The sequence below is a fragment of the Mesorhizobium sp. M0771 genome (assembly GCF_040320155.1).
Taxonomy (GTDB): domain Bacteria; phylum Pseudomonadota; class Alphaproteobacteria; order Rhizobiales; family Rhizobiaceae; genus Mesorhizobium.
In genome coordinates this window covers 179957-196511 of sequence record NZ_JAMYPC010000011.1, presented here as the reverse complement: position 1 = coordinate 196511, position 16555 = coordinate 179957, and the positions used below count along the sequence as shown (strand labels likewise).

The window sequence follows — 16555 nt, the reverse complement described above, 5'->3', positions numbered from 1 at the left end:
ACCCGTTCTGACAAGGAGTCTTTCCATGATCCTGATCACCAATCCACTGCGCGCACGACTGCTCGCCCATGGCGCCGCCGGCGCCGACATCGACCATTTTCCCGTTGTGAAACTGTTTGATCCGACAGGTGCCCCGACCTCGCTTCTGAGCGAACTCGACGCCGATGGCGACACGCTGTTCGGTCTTTGCGATCTCGGCTTCGGCTTCCCCGAACTTGGCAGCGTCAGTCTGGCCGAGCTTGCATCCGTAAAAGGGCCGCTTGGCCTCGGCATAGAGCGCGACCTGCATTTCCAGGCGCGCTTTCCGATCTCCGTCCATGCCGAAGCCGCCCGCATTTTGCGGCCACGTCACCGAGGCCGAGCGACTGCTGCGGCAGGCAGCAGACGCCCTATCAAAGCCCCATTCCGAGCTTCCGCCCGACACGGCGGAACAGCAGCGCCGATAGGCGCAAAAACCGTCCCGCCGCGTCGGCCTTCGGCCTCCGCGGCGGGGACAACCCGGCAGGCGGCGCTATTTCGCCGCGAAATCGCTTGCCGACGAGCGCGGTGAAGGCGATCCCTTGCCCTGCGCCATCATGGAGGACGGTGACGACGCCGATGCGCTCGAAGCTTCCTGATCGAAAACCTCGCCCGCCTCGATCCTGACGAAGTATGGCAATGGGAGACGTTTCGCGGCTTGTCAGGCAAGGCCGCACCGTTCTCGACATCGCTGTGACCTTCGGCATCACTGATCTCAAGGTCAAACGCATTCTGGCGCTTGGCGACCTCTTGCCCAAAATCCGCGAAGCCTATCGGCGCGAGGAGATCGACACCGAGCCGGTGCGCCATCTCACAATGTCTTCCAAGGCGCAGCAGAAGGACTGGCTGGCACTCTGTGCCGATCCCGATCAATACGCGCCGCGTGGCTATCAATTGAAGCAATGGCTGTTCGGCGGCCAGTCGATTTCCACCAAGGTGGCACTGTTTGCCATCGAGGAGTATCCCGGCCTGATCACCTCGGACCTGTTCGGCGAGGACAGCTATTTCGCCGATGCCGACCTGTTCTGGCAAAAGCAGAACGAAGCGATTGCCACCAAACGCGACACCTATCTCAACGAGGGCTGGAGCGAGGTTGTGCGCTGGAACCGGGCCAGTATTTCCACGCATGGGACCACGAGAAGACCCCGAAGAAGAAGGGCGGCAAGATCGTCATCACTGTCTCGCATCGCGGCGAGGTCGAGTGTCACGAGGGCTGGCTGTCACGCAAGGAAGCCCGCCGCGCCCGCGAGGGCGGCGAGCAAGAAGAAACAGCCGCCAAGCTGCCGCGCCCCGAAGTCACCGGCCCGATGCACAACTATATCGATCTGCATCGCCATGCCGCCGTGCGCGCGGCCATGCTCGACCATCCCGCCGTGGCGCTGCGCCTCGTGGTGGCGCACGCCATCACCGGTTCGGGCCTGTGGCAGGTGCGGCCTGAGCCGCAGCGCGCAGCCAACGAGACGGTGACTGCCAGCCTTGCCGGCTGCAAGGCTGAAGCCGCATTCGGCAAAAAGCGGCGCGAGGTATTGGCCCTGCTCGGATCACCGGATGAGGATAGCTTGGTCGCCGGCGGCAATGGCGACGCCGTTGCTATCGCCGGCGTGTTCGCGCGCCTCTTGGCGCTCTGCGACGACGATGTCATGCGCGTTCTCACCCTTGTCATGGCCGAGACGCTTGCAGCCGGCAGCGCCGTCGTCGAGGCGCTCGGCAACCACCTGAACGTCGACATGGGCATATGGTGGCAACCGGACGATGCCTTCTTCGACCTCTTGCGCGACAAGGAAATCGCCAATTCGATGCTGGCCGACGTCGGCGGCAAGCTGGTCGCGGACGGCAATGTCGCCGAGAAGGTCAAGACGCAAAAGAACATCATCCGCGACTTCCTGGCGGGCGAGAATGGCCGCCCCTGGGTCGAGACCTGGCTGCCGCGTTGGATGAAATTCCCGGCCGAAAGCTACACCAGCCGCAGCGGCTCCGCACCGCCGATCAGTGGACACAAGTGCAGCCGCTGTTCGTGCGCGAATAGTCGATCAGGGCCCGAGCGGCGGTTCTCTCGATTACCGCCGCTCAGGTCGCGCGCGCCGCTACGGGCCACGCCGGCTGCCGATTAGGCGTCTTGTCGAGCCAGTGCCGCGCGCGAGAAATTCCGACGCCAGTTCGCCCCATTTCGGCAGCCCCGCACCGCGCCGGGTTGCTTGCTGAGGCGCCAAAGGCCCATGGGGCCAATTGTCCGATCCGGTTGCCGACAGAGCCCGCGCAGCCGGCGCTCTGCATTGCGGCCGGCTTCTTGTGTCACCGATCGCGCCACCTGTCTCCATTGTGTCTCGGGGACCATTCCCTGCGGCTGGCTTGTCGACCTATGGGCGGATCAGGCCCGCCCGAAACCCTCGCCGGCAGCTTTTTTCCCCGCCGCCTGCGGCGGCTTCCTCGCGCCGCTTCGCTTCAAAAAAGCTGCCCGCGCGGGTCCTCCGCTATCGCTGCGGCCGTCCCGGTTCCGGCGGTCCGGACGCGCCCATCACGGTCCGCCATCGCAGGGGAATGGTCCCTTGCGAGCACCAAGAGGAGACTGGAAATGACCGCGATCGGATACGTCACCAAACAGGAAAACGGCGGCTACAAGGGCCAGCTCAAGACGCTCAGCGTCCGCGCCGACATCGATATCGTGCCCAATCAGGCAAAGAGCGCCGACACCCATCCCGACTTCCGGGTGCTGACGCAAGGGGTCGAAGTGGGTGCGGGCTGGATCCGCACCGGCGAGACCTCCGGCAAGGACTATGTGAGCCTGTCGATTGCCGCCCCCGAGTTTGGCCCCCGCAAGCTCTACGCCAATCTCGGCCGCGCCGCCGGCCAGGATGACGACGACACTTACGCCATCATCTGGAACCCGGTCGACTAACCGGCCGATCCGGAAAGCCCCGCGCCGCCACCGGCGCGGGGTCCTCTCTCAGGACCCGTGAGGCCGCCGAAGGGGGCGGCGAAAACTCGCCCCCCACTCTTCGCCCGTCCCCAAAACGATCTCGCTCGCCGATCCTCGCCTTCGCTTGTCCGTAGCGAAACGAGGATCATCATGGACGACGAAAACGAACGCGCAGCCCGCGCCAAGAAGGGCAGTCCGTTTCTCAATACCGCGCAGGCGGCCTTCTATATCGGGCTGTCCCAGCGCACGCTGGAGAAGATGCGCCTCAAAGGCGGCGGCCCGCAATTCCGCAAGCACGGCCGCTATGTCCGCTATCACATCGACGAACTCGACGATTGGTCGAAGGGGCACGCGCAGGAGACCGGGCCCGAGGACGGCGGGCACGATTCCGGCTCGGCCGGCGAGGGAGGCCGCTCATGAGCCGGCGTCCCACCATCCATCTGATCGGCAGCCATCTGCGGCGCATTCGGGCGCGCAAGACGATCGCCATGGCCACGATGGGCCTTGCCCTGATCGGCTTCGCCGCCTTCGGCAAACCATCGCCCTGGCTGGTCTGGAACGCCTCGGCGAGTGCGCCGGTCGGCCTCTATCGCGTCGCGTCCGGATCGCCGGCTCTTGGTGATCTCGTACTCGTCCGCCCGCCAAAACCGGTCGTCTATCTGGCCGCCGAACGCTTCTATCTGCCCAGCAACGTGCCGCTGGTCAAGCACCTTACCGCGCTGGCTGGCGAGCATGTCTGCGCCTTCGGCGACGCCATCATCATCGGCGGCGAGATTGTCGCGCGCCGGCTTGCAACCGACACGCAGCACCGTCCGCTGCCTTGGTGGAATGCCTGCCGAAAGCTCGCCGCTGCCGAGGTTTTCCTACTCGGCAGCGACAAAAATCGCTCGTTCGACAGCCGCTATTTCGGGCCGGTGCCGACCGAAAATATCATCGGGAGGCTCGTGCCGCTATGGACCGAGTGACCCTCCTGATGCTGGGCATGGTGTCTCTCGCACCATGCTCCTGTTCCGCGGCGACCAACACGAAGCCGGTCGTCATCTCCCATAGTCCGCAGCTTGCAAGATGGCAGCCCTTCGTAGCCGAAGCAAGCCGGCGTTTCAGCATTCCACAGACTTGGATTTATGCCGTCATGGATGCCGAAAGCCGGGGGCAGACAAGGCTCAATGGACGGCCGGTCACGTCGAGCGCCGGTGCCATTGGCCTGATGCAGGTGATGCCAGGCACCTACGAGGAGTTGCGCGCAGAGCTTGGCCTGGGAGCCGCCCCGCACGACCCTCGCGACAACATTCTGGCAGGCACTGCCTATCTGCGCGCCATGTATGACCGCTTCGGATTTCCAGGCCTGTTTGCAGCCTATAACGCCGGGCCGGAGCGCTACGAACAGCATTTGCAGCGTGGGCGGCCACTGCCCAGCGAGACGGTTTCGTATCTGGAAGAGGTCAAGGCGGCGGGCATTTCGGCCGCCGATATGGACGCGCTCACCGACAAATCCCGTTCCAAAAGCGCGCCGGGAATCCCTTCCGGGCAGTCGCTGTTTTTCCTCCGAAACGGTGTTTCCGTGACCGGCCCGAATGGCCACCTCCTGGTGCCGCTCGGATCGGAGCGAGCAAGGTCAGGCCGGCCGGATCGCAGGTGAGGGCAGCGGCTACCGCGGTTCGGGCGGGGGGCAGGGAGGCAGGTCCGCGGAAGGCAAGATAAAGGCATCGCCTCCTAGGGCGGCGAAGTGTTTGTCTGCACATCGTTTTCCCGGGAGGTTGCCTGCGGGTCCAGGAGGGTCTGGCGCGCAAGCCTCTGATTTTGCTGCTGGTTCATCGGAGGCCGCATGCAGGATGACGAATTCACGCCGAGGCTCGGCAAAATTGGCTCGCGCGGCTCGAAGGCGGGCAAACGCTACGCTGGCCAGGTCCAGGCCGCGGTCAACCGAGCAGGCGGCAGGAGCGGACGCGGCAGCCGCTTCATCGGAAGCCGGGTGGGGCGCGGCGGGGCTGCTGCCGCCGTTCTTAGAGCACGCGACCGCCACGCGGCGTTTCGGCAGCGGCGCGCAGTCGTCAAGGCACGCATCGTCAAGCTGGCCGGCAAGGGAGTCGACGGAGCTCGTGCGCACCTCCGCTACCTCCAGCGCGACGGCGTCACCCGGGAAGGCGAGCGTGGCGAGCTCTACGCTGCCGACAAAGACCACGCGGACGGCAGGGCCTTTCTCGATCGCGCGAACGGTGACCGTCATCAGTTCCGCTTCATCGTCGCCCCTGAAGACGGTATCGAGTATGATGACCTGAAGCTGCTCACCCGGCGCCTCATGGCGCAAATGGAAGAAGACCTCGGGACCAGGCTAGACTGGGTGGCCGTCGACCATTTCAACACCGGCCATCCTCACACCCACATCATCGTGCGCGGCAGGGACGATCACGGCGAAAACCTCGTCATCGCGCGGGACTACATCTCCTCTGGCCTGCGCGAGCGCGCAGCCGAACTGGTTAGCCTCGACCTTGGCCCGCGCACCGACCGCGAGATCGAGCAGCGCTTGCGCCAGGAGATGGAGCAGGAACGCTTCACCAGCATCGACCGGCAGCTGATGCGCATGCGCGACGAGGGGCATGTCTCACCAGCCAGCCGAGACACCTTTCGCCAGACGCTGCACCAGGGCCGCCTGCGCAAGCTCGAGCGGATGGGCCTCGCCGAGGAGATGCCTTCGGGTCGCTGGCGCCTGGAGGATGATCTCGAAGCCACGCTACGCCGCATCGGCGAGCGCGGCGACATTGTCAAGACCATCCATCGCGAGCTGACCGGCAAGGGGCTCGTCCGCAGTGCCGCCGACTATCTTATCCACGATCGATCCGACGGGTCGGCCCAAACCGTGGTCGGACGTGTCGTCGGGCGCGGGCTGGCCGACGAAATCACTGACCGCCATTACCTCGTCGTCGACGGCGTGGACGGCAAAAGCCACTATTTTGATATCGGCAAAGGCGAGGCCACCCAACCGACACCAGAAGGCTGCATAGTGCGGATCAGGCCGAGGGACACCGGGCCAAGAAAAGTCGACCGCACAATTGCCGGCATCGCCACGGTCAACGACGGGCGCTACAGCATCGATATCCATCTCAAGCATGACCCCTCGGCCACCGAACGCTTTGCCGAAACGCACGTGCGGCGACTGGAGGCGATCCGCCGTGCGACCGGTGGCGTCGAGCGCGAGCCGAACGGCACATGGACAGTCGCGCCCGACCATCTCAACCGCGTCGCGGATTACGAGCGTCAACGAGCGAGGGCCCAGCCTGTTGTCGTCGACAAGCTCTCATCAATGCCGCTGGAGAGCCAAGTAGGCTTTGACGGCGCCACCTGGATCGACCAGGAGCTGGTATCAGCCCACCCTGAGTCCTTGCGCGACTCTGGCTTCGGTCGAGAAGTACGTCAGGTCCAGGCCCGCCGACAGCAGTGGCTGATCGCGCAAGGTCTTGCCCATGATGCGCAGGATCGGGTCATCTATCGCGCCAACATGCTTTCAATGCTGCGCCAACGAGAGCTGAACCGTGTTGCCAGTCAGCTCTCGGACGAACTCGGGCTCTCGTATTCTGAAGCGCAGCATGGCAATCGAATAGACGGTACGCTGCGCCGCTGCGTCGAGCTCGCCGGCGGAAAATACGCTGTCATCGAGAAATCGCGCGAGTTCACGCTGGTGCCCTGGCGGCCGGTGCTTGAGCATCATATCGGCAAGGAGGTGTCTGGCGTGGTGCGCGCCGCGGGGATTTCCTGGACGATCGGACGGCAGAGGAGCGGGCCTGGCGTTTCGTGAACTGGCTACAATTTATTTGTTCACGTTGAAACAGGTACTCAGTCCAGACGGAGTTCCTCCGCCTGCTGCTTGCTCGCAGCATTCATTTGGCGGAGAGTCAGTGTTCTGCATTTTGTAGTTCGCTCTGTCAAAAAGCGCTGGGAATATGCATCATGTTCTGCGTTGACACGGAGGCAGGGCCGACAGGTGCCGCCCTGTGGTTGCGGATCGGCTCCCGATGGCTGCCAGCTAGAAAGGTGGGCTGACTCGTGATAGCGCAAGGGGCTATGGCGGCCGCGGTACGGCGAAGCGAGCTCTGGCATCGAGGATGAAGCCGCACTTCCCGATCTTATTCTACTCGCAGGACCGGCAGACGCGGCGGTCGCCCCTGCGGGTGCTGTTGGCCCTGGCGTGAACTGGCAGTCCGTCCCGCGGGGACTTTGTAACGGAGAAAAGTCGCTGCGATGGCCCGGGTGACGATGCGGTCAGCGACCATGCCAGACGAGATCGGCAGCTTTCTGCCGCGGCACGGCGCCGGAGCCATCAGGCCGCCGCGACATCGGGTCTGGCGCACCTTCGGATGTTGGCTGGCCGCGGTTTACTTCGAGCAGCGCCGGGTGGGTCATGCGGTGCCGCTACTGGGCACCGAGGCAGCTTTGGGCATGAGACCCGTTCAATCGCGCCGGCCACGTCGGTCATCGCGACATCTGGAGTCGAGGCCAGGTCAGACCGGGAAAAAAACCTGCTCGTCGCGCGGGAGCCCCGGGTTGCGCCGTCGATCCTTCCGCCCAACTCAGCGCCGCGCGACCAGCAATAGCCCCTTGCCCCGAAACTGACGCCAAGCCGACGGACCCGCTCTGCGCATACCGATGCCGTCCGCGCCGTCGTCGGCGGAAACCAGCGAGCCGTGGACCTCACACAATCTGAGCCGCTGGTGACGATGTGCATCGCCTACTTCCATCCGCACTCCTATCGACGAACTCGCCCGCTGCCCGCGGTGATGCGAACCCGTGGATGAATATTTCGCCGAAGCCGCAGTGGGGGCTCAGCCTCGACGATTTTTTTGCCTTGCCCCGGCGGGCGGCGCAACCGAGCATCGAGACAAAAAACGGGAAAGGGAGGGCACCAGCCCGTTAGAGCCGTGGCCATGATGATGTGGGGACGATCTCCTGGAAGAAATGTGGAGATCGACGCTCTCCTGACGCGCTCATCGAAGATTTTAGGCCGCGCCGACGTGGCTGCTTGAGCGATAACACTCACTCCGGAGGCCCCAGTGCGGCTCCTTGGCCAAGCTGCTCGGCACGCCGTGAGTGTGCTTTCTTGTTTGGGGAAGGGACTTACGTCTACAACAATCTCGTTTCGATCTACGATGGAGAGTCGGCGAGACAAGTGTTGCTGATGTTCATTGGCTCCGTAGCAACTTCTGCAGTCACAATGCAGCTTATGTTCCTATGCTGGAGAGTTGGCCATTCAACTCGCGTAACTCGCTTTGTTGCGGTGGAGCTTGGTCAGAGCACACTGCTGCTTTACCTGCTTCAGGGCGCCGTGTTTCGCTTCATGGATCTAATAGGGTTCGGAGAGCTTTGGGATCTCCCGAGCAGAATCGGGTTCGCCACTTTGCTTGGTGCCGCGATCGTTGTCTCCGCTTGACAATTCGCAGGATTGCGCGTGACCACGGATGGTTGTCGCGCGGCTACGCTTAATATGTGACGACGCTTGCGCCTTGTAGGCAATTGTTGCGGCCGCCCACGGCCGACATGAACGTGCTTGGCCGCACGTTTTCTAAGTGAGGCGGAAAGAGGCGCGCGACCCCTCTCCCCAGCAACCCGCCTTGCGGATTCCTCCTCTGCCCGCTTCGCAGACGGGGATACCCTTCGCCCCCTTGCTATTCGTTGCCCGCCGCTATGCAAAGGACGGGCGACCTGAATCCGTGCTCAAGCCGATCTGGCGGCAGAGGGGGGGCGGGCTGAACATGGGACCCGTGATTGACATAATTGCCGCGCGAATTCTCATGCTCGCCTAACCGGCCGGAACGATTTGCAATCCGGGCAGGCTCGACAAATCAAGGAGTAGCTCGTTCCGTGTCCAAGCCCAGACAAGTCTTGGTTATCTCACGGGCGCGATACAAAAGGCACAGGCTGGACTTGGCTGCCGGGGGCGGGGCTTGTCGACCGCTCGATTGAAAGTGAGATGCGAGGCGGAGAATCACCCATGTGCAGAGCGGCAAGGCGCTCGCCTACCTCCCTGTCATTCACCGTCAGCCGATGGTTTAGACGAAGATAGTCCGTCCATGTCGGCGTGCGGAATGTCTCGGTCCAAAGCGTCGACTTCTGAAGGTCGCGCTGGAGGGTCCAGTCCCGCGCACCGGCGCGGCTCTGAACGCGCCGCCTTTCGCGCATGCAGCTCAGAAATTCATCGATACTCTCCTCGGGTATCGAGTACTCCACCTTGATCACGATCGGACCGCTCCTGGGTTTCAAAGGGAGGGCCAGTTCTGGTGGCCTGAAGTCGACGGCCGCTTGATCCGATTCCTCCCATAGCCGCACTGGCAATAGCTTTCCCACAGCCGCGACCAGCAACAGTGCCGCTGCAGCACCTTCCAAAGCCCACGTCAGCGAATAGTACTGCGCGACAGCACCCCAGATCCAGCTGCCCGCTGCCATGCCGCCGTAGGTCAGGGCGTAATAGATGGACAGGGTCCGACCAACGACCCACCTTGGGCTTGCCAACTGCACACACACGTCGGTTCCGGTCCAGGTGACAACCCAGCCAGCGCCACCGATTGCAAGCGCGATCGCCGCCACAGCCACCGACGATGTGAGGGCCATCAAAAGGCAACACGTTGCGCAAGCAACGGATGCGAGCGTGATCAATCGGTTCTGGGACGTAATGCGTCTCAAGTAGCTGCTGCCAATGCCGGCTATGAAGGCGCCTGTGCCGAAGCCAGCCAATAGCACCCCGTAAACAATTGGCCCTCCCGCCAGCTGGTCGCGAACCAGGAGGGGGAGCAGAGCAAGGATCGAGATGCTTGACAGCCCGAATAGGGTTGCACGCACAATCGCCACTCTGATCTCTGAGGATATTGCCGTGAATCGCATGCCATCATGAATGGCCGTAGTCATCCGCTCGCGCGGAAGAGGCGAAAAGCGAACTTGCCACTTTGAGCGCAGAACAGCGCTCAACGGGACCAAGTCACTCAGCGCAGCGAGGGCGAAAGCCGTAAGGGGGCCTAGCAAAGCTAAGATTACACCGCCCAGCGCCGGTCCTATGCTCCGAACCACGTTGTAGCCCACCGACATCAGCGTCACTGCGGCGGGTATGTCGCGCTTTTCCAGGATATCGCCTACCGACGCGTGCCATGCTGGATCGTTCAAGGCAAAGCCGCATCCGGCCAAGAAACTCAGTCCCAGGATCAGCCATGGACTAACAAAGCCCAGTCCCACAGCGAGTGCCAGCGCCGTGGATGCCAGTGCGATAAGGCAGTGTCCGGCAAGCATCACGCCGCGGCGGCTGAAGCTGTCTGCAATGGCTCCAGCAAGGATCGACAAGAAGAACGCGGGCAGTGTCGATGCAGCCTGTACGAGCGCAACCATTAGATCGGAGGCTGAAATCGTCGCCATGAGCCAGCTTATAGCCACGCTCTGCACCAGCCAGCCAAGGCTGGATATCTGCGTGGCTGTCCAGATAGAACGAAAGACCGGGTTGTGAAGAGGGATCAGTGTGTTTGCCGCAAAGCGCGGAGGATCTTGACGCCGCATCACTTCTCTCCTCCACTGGGTGTCGTTCGTCCGCTCATTTGCTTAGAGCGGTGCGCTCTGTGCACAGACTGCGTCACAACGAAGTTCCGAAATCGCGCTCGCAACAAGGACAATGTGACATCCATGGTGCTGATGCGCCTTGAGGTACCAACCTGGCCGTTAGCTGATGGGTCCCGCAGCCCGCTGGGTGCGGTCAGTTCTGCCCTGCGACTCTTGGCTTTGGACGGTGCTAGCGCCCCGATGGCCGGCTTGTCAAACTGCCGTAGTGCCAGCACATCCATCCCATCTGTTGACCGCGATCTCCGACGAGGTCGAGCAGCAGTAGGTCAACGGCAAATCTGGGTATTTCCGCTATCCGGTCGAGCGCGTGGCCATCGTCCGGAAACCCGAAGACGTTCATCACCCAGGCGACCACCACGCCCGAGACAATGCGACACGGCGGTAGCGGTTCACCAGAGGACGTGCGTTCTACTCAGCAGGAACATTGTTCTGCCGATCGTCGGCTGCGCCAGCCGTCACGTAAAGCGGCGCCAGAGTTCTTGCACCCGTCATTGGACTCCCGCTTTGCAGGTTTCGCCTAGGGCCTGCATCAGGTCATCTATAATGTCCTGAGGATGTTCAAGCCCTACAGAAATTCGCAGCAATCCGCCTGGCGCTTTGGACTTCGCACCTTCAACGGATGCGCGATGCTCTATCAGAGAATGCGTCCCGCCAAGGCTTGTCGCCCGGACAACAATCTTCAGGCGGCCGGCCACGGCCATTGCAGCATCGGCTCCGCCCTCGACGATAAAGGATAGCATCGCTCCGTAATGGCTCATTTGCCGCGTAGCAAGATCGTGTCCCGGATCAGTTTGCAAACCAGGAAAGAGCACTTTTTCGACGCGCGGATGAGACGCCAGGGCCTCGGCCACTTTCTGGGCGCCTTCGCAATGGGCGCGCATGCGGACCGGCAATGTCTGCAGGCCCCGCAACGCCAGCCAACAGTCGAAGGGCGCTGCGACGCTGCCCTTGTGTTTCTGGACCATCCGCAATGGGCGACCGAGGGGTGACGCGTTTGGGACAATGACGACACCGGCCATCAAATCCGAGTGGCCGCCAATGTACTTTGTCGCCGAGTGCATCACCGCGTCTGCCCCGATTTCGAGTGGCAGTTGAAGCACTGGGGTGGCCCACGTATTGTCCACCACCGCCAAGGCGTCTGCCTCGTGCGCGATTGCGCAGATGGCCGCAATGTCGACAACGCGGATCATCGGGTTTGACGGCGTCTCGACCCAGACGAGGCCAGTCCGCTTCGATGTCACCGCGGCGCGCAAAGCATCCAAATCGCGCATGTCGACGGGGGCAAAGTCGAAGCGAGACCCAATGTCGGTCTCTTCGATCAGCGAACGAATGCCGAAATACATGTCATCCGGCAGAACGATCCGACCCGCCGACGGATGGCTCTCGAAAACTGCAGCGATTGCGGCCATGCCCGAAGCGAAGGCGATGCCGTCTCCCCCTCCCTCAAGCGTCGCCATGGCCGCCTCGAACGCATTGCGTGTCGGATTTCCATCCCTTGTGTATTCGAAGCCGGACGGAAATGACCCGTTGGCGCCTCGTTCGAACGTCGTGCTGGTGTGCAGCGGCATGGATACGGCCCCCGTGGACGCGTCGACACCTCGGCCGCAGTGGATCGCCTTCGTCTCAAAACGCATCGGTTATTCCTTCCTAACGGGCAGTTGCAATTTCGTGCCGGTCATTATACTGACCGCAATACGTGAGCCGAGGACCCAAGTCAATATAATGACCAATGTTACGGAAGCGTTTGATGCCGAGCAAGCGCTTGGGCAAGCGATAGCAGCCCGGATCCGAGACTTGAGGCGTGACCAAAGCCTGACCCTGGATCGCCTGGCTAAACTAAGTGGCCTATCGAAGGGAACCGTGGTCGCGCTGGAGCAGGGTAGGGCGAACCCCAGTATCGGCATACTGTGTCGGCTGGCGGCGGCGTTTTCGCTCTCGGTGGCCGATTTGTTGAACGAGCACCCTTCCACGGTGCGCCTTCCCATCGAGCGGACAGAGACCAGGAGGCTTTGGACGAGCGCCAAGGGAAGCTCTGCGCAACTGCATTCGTCGACCTCGGGACGCACGATGTTCGAACTGTGGAGCTGGGTCATGATGCCGGGCGATGTGTTTTCCGCGGACGCTCATAGTCCGGATACGCGCGAGCTGATCTCGGTCAGTCAGGGTGCCCTGAGCGTTGTGGTAGGTACCCACGTGGAAATTTTAAGCGAAGGCGAGAGTGCGCGGCTTGTCACTGACCAACCTCACTCATATGCGGCGGCATCTGATGTGCCCGCCCACTTCACGATGGCGGTGCTTGAGCGTGGTGGACACCGAAATCCGGGGCACTCGTCGACGGCAGCGAAGATTCAGGGGCACGTTCCGTAAGGCCCCGCCGATTACTAACAACCGCAGATTCGCGACAGGAGATAAACCGTTGTACGTTCCGCCTCATTTTGCCGTCCCTGATCAGAACGCCCTGTTTGACCTTATCGAGAGACACCCGCTGGGTATCCTCGTCACCCAAAGCAAAGGCACGCTGGACGCGAACCACCTCCCTTTCGAGCTTGACCGCTCGAAGGGAGACAAGGGCGTTCTCAATTGCCATGTCGCTCGCAAGAACCCAGTCTGGGAGGAAGTCGCCAATGGCGATGAGGTTCTCGTAATCTTCCGTGAGGCCGACGCTTACATCTCGCCGAACTGGTATCCGAGCAAGCATGAATTCCACAAGCAGGTGCCGACCTGGAACTATCTCGTCGTCCATGCCCACGGACGCATCACTGTCCGGGATGATGAGCGGTATGTGCGCCGCAACGTGGCGAAGCTCACTCACATGCAAGAAGCCTCGCAGCCGGTCCCATGGAAGATGGGCGACGCGCCGAAGGACTTCATCGACACGATGGTCAGGGCAATCGTCGCCTTGGAGATCGAGATCACCGGCCTGGTTGGAAAATCAAAAATCAGCCAGAACAAAGAGTTGCGCGACATTCAGAACCCTGGCGAAATGCTGCGTGCCCAAGGGGCCATTGCGATGGGAGAAGCGATGCTCGCGGCTGCGGCGGTCAAATCCCAATAGCATGTGTCTTGTCCCGACAAAGCCGCTGGTGCCGGCTTCCCGACGGGTCACCTAGTCCGCCTTGACGCACGGCAATAGCGTTTGACGGCCTGAAGCGACGCTGTGGTCACCCTTGTGATGCTTTTCCACGCGCCTGGTCAGGCGACAGGATTGCTCCGTCGTGAGGACAGGCGGGAGTTTGCAGGTTGCGGTGGGCGGGTTCGTTTCCGGCGCCTGCGCCCCGTCGTATGTCGCGAGTTGAGGAATGCGATCGAGGGCGATGTGCAGGATGCGCTGCGGGAACGTCGTCGGCTGGCACAGACGGACTTCCGATTTCACCTCGACCACCCGCGCAGCGGTTTTGAATGAGGCGCAAACGCACGCGTGTCGAATTGGGCGATTTCCCTTGGGCGCCGAGCTCGACCATGCGCGATGATGCGCTCGACGCAGCTCCAGCTGGCGGCGCCTTCAACGAACTCCTTGAACCTGCAGACCTTGCCCGAAAGCACTTGCTCTTACGGGAGATGATTGGCTTTGTCGCCGAAGCGACTGATGGAGATGTTGGTGGGCGCCGCCGCGTAGGCGACGACCCCGTAATCACAGCGGGAGCTCGCAGGCGGGGTCGACAAACACCCCTTGATTGGCCGAGCTTGAGGTGCATCTCTATCAGGCTGATTGCTTATTGGGCTGGTCCAGCGTTTGATCGGACCCATGATCCATCCGACCAGCTTGTGAGGGATGCAACCGAACCAGGCGCTGCTCCCACAGTCTTCGCAGGCCCTCCATTAGAGCTGCATGCCTGGCCTGATCCGGCTCAATCATATTGAGGTGATCTCGCAACACGGCTTCGCCCTCGATCCGCATCAGTAGATTAAACAAGTCGTTTGAAATTCGCACACTGTCAATGCTGGAGTGGTTCGGAATAATCTCGCAGACAGTCTCCTGATGATCTCGCGCTGTGTAAGCACGGGTTTGATGGAGGGAGACTGAGGGAGGCAATGAAATCGCAAGCGCAGTCCAATCCTGCAGCGTTGCAGCCCGTTTTTTTACCAGGAAGGGCCCGACCACAAGTCCATCCAGCTCTGTCGTCAAAAATGTGGCAATCGCGTCTGCAACCGTATCCACGATCGGTTCAGCATTGTTGTTAAAGGACGTATTGAGCAGAATTGGAGTGCCTGTCCGCTTCTTGAAGGCATTGATGACCTCCCAGTAAGCTGGGTTGGCATCGCGCGATACTGTTTGCAGCCGAGCCGTACCGTCAACGTGCGTAATGGCACCCAACAAGGCGCGCTTTGAGTCACGCACGCGAACGACGAAATTCATGAATGGAAATTCGTGCTTACCGTCCGGGAGGTCGAAAAATTCGCTCGCATCCTCTTCCAGCACAGATGGTGCGAAAGGCCTATAGCCTTCGCGCTTCTTGACCATGGCATTGATCCGGTCCTTGTTTGCAGCGGGCCGAGGGTCGGCAAGAATGCTGCGGTTGCCCAGCGCACGTGGCCCAAACTCCGAACGACCCTGCACCCAGCCGATCACGGCGCCGTTGGTGATCCAGTGGGCTGCACTGCTCGCTACGTCATAAGAGCGTTCAACCTCGAGATGTCCGGACCATGCATTCAGTTCCTGTTCCACGGCGCGGTCGCTCCCGAGATCAGGACCCCAATAGACCTCCTGCAGTCGCTCACGCGGCGCGGGGCGGCCCATCTCGTTAGAGACTATCAGCGCAGCTCCCAATGCGCAGCCAGCGTCGTGAGACGCGGGTTGCACGAAGATGTCTTCGAAAAGCCCTGAATACAGCAGCTTGCCGTTCATCGTGCAGTTGTGGGCTACCCCTCCCGCCAGACACAACCGCTTCATGCCGGTGGCCTCACGGTGGTGCCGGAGAATGTGGAACACGATCCGCTCAAGCGCTTCCTGCAGTGACGCACTCACATCTCGATGCTGCTGGGTGAAAGGCATTCCCTTTCGCCTGATCTCGATGTTGCGGAGCAACGCCGGACCGATGCGGTCGAGGTGAACACGGTAGCCACCGTTGGCGGAGAGCTCGTACAACTGCTCGAAGAGCTCGCGATAGGGAGCGGGGTCGCCATAGGGCGCGAGTCCCATTACCTTATACTCGTCGAACATGCCGTAGCCGAGACAGCGGATCGTCTCGAGATAAAACAGCCCAAGAGAATTGTCCTCCGGGAAAGCCTCGATTTGCGTAATTTCTGTGCCAGACCCTACCGCCACAAGGCCCGACAGGAAATCACCACAGCCATCAATCGCTAGAATGAGACTTTGTTCGAAGCCCGACATTGCAAAGGCGCTCACGGCGTGCGCCTGATGATGACCTACGAATGAAATACGCGAACTGTCCAACTTAGTGCCGAACTCACGCGCTAACAGGTTCTGCACCAACATTTTAGCATCCAACGGAGTGGAGAGAATGTCCGGTTGGGAAGCGGACATACCTTCAAGCATGGCGTTGGCATAGGGCTCGCTGGCGTAGACCGCGACACGATCAATGTCGCTGAGCTGAACCCCGGCCGTCGAGAGACAGTATTGAATCGAACCACTTGGCAGCTTGTTCGAGTGCTTGATTCGATTGAGGCGTTCCTCTTCTACGGCGGCTATCACCTTTCCGTCTCGGACGAGCACCGCGGCGCCATCGTGCATAAAGGCGTTCGGACGCTCGAATCGGTTTTCATGGACTTGGTCAAGTCCGCCGCTGATTCCTAGGCACAGCATTTCTTTCTCCAAATAGTAACGGGAAGCCAAATTGGCTTACCTCGACTGTTTCCAACTAAATAGGCGTGTTGTCGCCTGCAGCTGCGACCGCCCGTCAGGCATCAGCGGCATCGAAGAAAGCCTCATAAACGATCAATGAGATGCTTCGACTGTGACGCCTACAGTGCCATCACGCCGAGAGCTTGGCTGGATCATCCAATCCTGAGCGGCTGCTGACCTGTATCCGGCGATGTCGTTTTCATCGGCAGAACCAACTTGCGATGCCG

General features: G+C 61.5%; 12 protein-coding genes and 2 pseudogenes. 11 read left to right on the top strand and 3 right to left on the bottom strand.

From position 1 onward, the window contains the following. Positions 1-25 precede the first annotated feature (25 nt). From NKI05_RS18635 to NKI05_RS18590, 9 genes and pseudogenes are all read left to right on the top strand, one after another. A pseudogene (locus tag NKI05_RS18635) lies at positions 26-446 on the top strand (DUF2958 domain-containing protein). A 265-nt stretch (positions 447-711) separates the two neighbouring features. Further along, on the top strand, positions 712-1485 hold the full coding sequence (locus NKI05_RS18630) for a hypothetical protein (protein WP_352792852.1): 774 nt from the start codon (positions 712-714) through the stop codon (positions 1483-1485). After that, positions 1374-2129, top strand: coding sequence for a hypothetical protein (locus NKI05_RS18625; protein ID WP_352792851.1), 756 nt, complete (start codon positions 1374-1376; stop codon positions 2127-2129). Before NKI05_RS18630 ends, NKI05_RS18625 begins: the two co-directional genes overlap by 112 nt. Before the next feature lie 461 nt (positions 2130-2590). After that, positions 2591-2914, top strand: a complete 324-nt coding sequence (locus NKI05_RS18620; RefSeq protein ID WP_023672372.1) for a DUF736 domain-containing protein — start codon at positions 2591-2593, stop codon at positions 2912-2914. Positions 2915-3085: 171 nt separating this feature from the next. Then, the gene (locus NKI05_RS18615) at positions 3086-3355 is read left to right on the top strand and encodes a helix-turn-helix transcriptional regulator (RefSeq protein WP_023672373.1); all 270 of its coding nucleotides are present in this window, start codon (positions 3086-3088) and stop codon (positions 3353-3355) included. Then, positions 3352-3900, top strand: coding sequence for a S26 family signal peptidase (locus NKI05_RS18610; protein ID WP_352792849.1), 549 nt, complete (start codon positions 3352-3354; stop codon positions 3898-3900). Before NKI05_RS18615 ends, NKI05_RS18610 begins: the two co-directional genes overlap by 4 nt. Continuing rightward, complete coding sequence (locus tag NKI05_RS18605) at positions 3888-4574, top strand: lytic transglycosylase domain-containing protein (RefSeq protein WP_023704126.1); 687 nt, start codon at positions 3888-3890, stop codon at positions 4572-4574. The genes NKI05_RS18610 and NKI05_RS18605 overlap by 13 nt, the downstream gene beginning before the upstream one ends. 186 nt (positions 4575-4760) lie before the next feature. After that, entirely contained in the window at positions 4761-6728 is a 1968-nt protein-coding gene (gene rlxS / locus NKI05_RS18600; RefSeq protein ID WP_352792848.1) for a relaxase/mobilization nuclease RlxS, read from the top strand. A 1289-nt stretch (positions 6729-8017) separates the two neighbouring features. Continuing rightward, positions 8018-8410: pseudogene (locus tag NKI05_RS18590) on the top strand (nodulation factor fucose acetyltransferase NolL); the annotation flags it as partial. Positions 8411-8818: 408 nt separating this feature from the next. On the opposite strand, the gene NKI05_RS18585 reads toward NKI05_RS18590, so the two are convergent. After that, the gene (locus NKI05_RS18585) at positions 8819-10465 is read right to left on the bottom strand and encodes an MFS transporter (protein WP_023704122.1); all 1647 of its coding nucleotides are present in this window, start codon (positions 10463-10465) and stop codon (positions 8819-8821) included. A gap of 548 nt (positions 10466-11013) precedes the next feature. Then, complete coding sequence (locus NKI05_RS18580) at positions 11014-12093, bottom strand: trans-sulfuration enzyme family protein (RefSeq protein ID WP_245261060.1); 1080 nt, start codon at positions 12091-12093, stop codon at positions 11014-11016. On the opposite strand from NKI05_RS18580, the gene NKI05_RS18575 reads away from it, so the two are divergent. Beyond that, positions 12092-12892: a helix-turn-helix domain-containing protein gene (locus NKI05_RS18575; RefSeq protein WP_245266008.1), complete on the top strand. Its 801-nt coding sequence runs from the start codon at positions 12092-12094 to the stop codon at positions 12890-12892. The two genes, NKI05_RS18580 and NKI05_RS18575, sit on opposite strands and share 2 nt — an antisense overlap. Before the next feature lie 49 nt (positions 12893-12941). After that, positions 12942-13580, top strand: coding sequence for an FMN-binding negative transcriptional regulator (locus tag NKI05_RS18570; RefSeq protein ID WP_352792845.1), 639 nt, complete (start codon positions 12942-12944; stop codon positions 13578-13580). 645 nt (positions 13581-14225) lie between these two features. On the opposite strand, the gene NKI05_RS18565 is transcribed toward NKI05_RS18570, so the two are convergent. Further along, positions 14226-16289, bottom strand: coding sequence for a carbamoyltransferase family protein (locus NKI05_RS18565; RefSeq protein WP_023708043.1), 2064 nt, complete (start codon positions 16287-16289; stop codon positions 14226-14228). Positions 16290-16555: the final 266 nt, after the last annotated feature.

What these genes read in the sequence shown, in the direction of transcription:
- NKI05_RS18610 (WP_352792849.1), top strand. Translation starts at nt 3,352, where the DNA reads ATGAGCCGGCGTCCCACCATCCATCTGATCGGCAGCCATCTGCGGCGC.
- NKI05_RS18580 (WP_245261060.1), bottom strand. Translation starts at nt 12,093, where the DNA reads ATGCCGCTGCACACCAGCACGACGTTCGAACGAGGCGCCAACGGGTCA.
- rlxS (WP_352792848.1), top strand. Translation starts at nt 4,761, where the DNA reads ATGCAGGATGACGAATTCACGCCGAGGCTCGGCAAAATTGGCTCGCGC.
- NKI05_RS18620 (WP_023672372.1), top strand. Translation starts at nt 2,591, where the DNA reads ATGACCGCGATCGGATACGTCACCAAACAGGAAAACGGCGGCTACAAG.
- NKI05_RS18575 (WP_245266008.1), top strand. Translation starts at nt 12,092, where the DNA reads ATGGATACGGCCCCCGTGGACGCGTCGACACCTCGGCCGCAGTGGATC.
- NKI05_RS18625 (WP_352792851.1), top strand. Translation starts at nt 1,374, where the DNA reads ATGCTCGACCATCCCGCCGTGGCGCTGCGCCTCGTGGTGGCGCACGCC.
- NKI05_RS18585 (WP_023704122.1), bottom strand. Translation starts at nt 10,465, where the DNA reads ATGCGGCGTCAAGATCCTCCGCGCTTTGCGGCAAACACACTGATCCCT.
- NKI05_RS18615 (WP_023672373.1), top strand. Translation starts at nt 3,086, where the DNA reads ATGGACGACGAAAACGAACGCGCAGCCCGCGCCAAGAAGGGCAGTCCG.
- NKI05_RS18565 (WP_023708043.1), bottom strand. Translation starts at nt 16,289, where the DNA reads ATGCTGTGCCTAGGAATCAGCGGCGGACTTGACCAAGTCCATGAAAAC.
- NKI05_RS18605 (WP_023704126.1), top strand. Translation starts at nt 3,888, where the DNA reads ATGGACCGAGTGACCCTCCTGATGCTGGGCATGGTGTCTCTCGCACCA.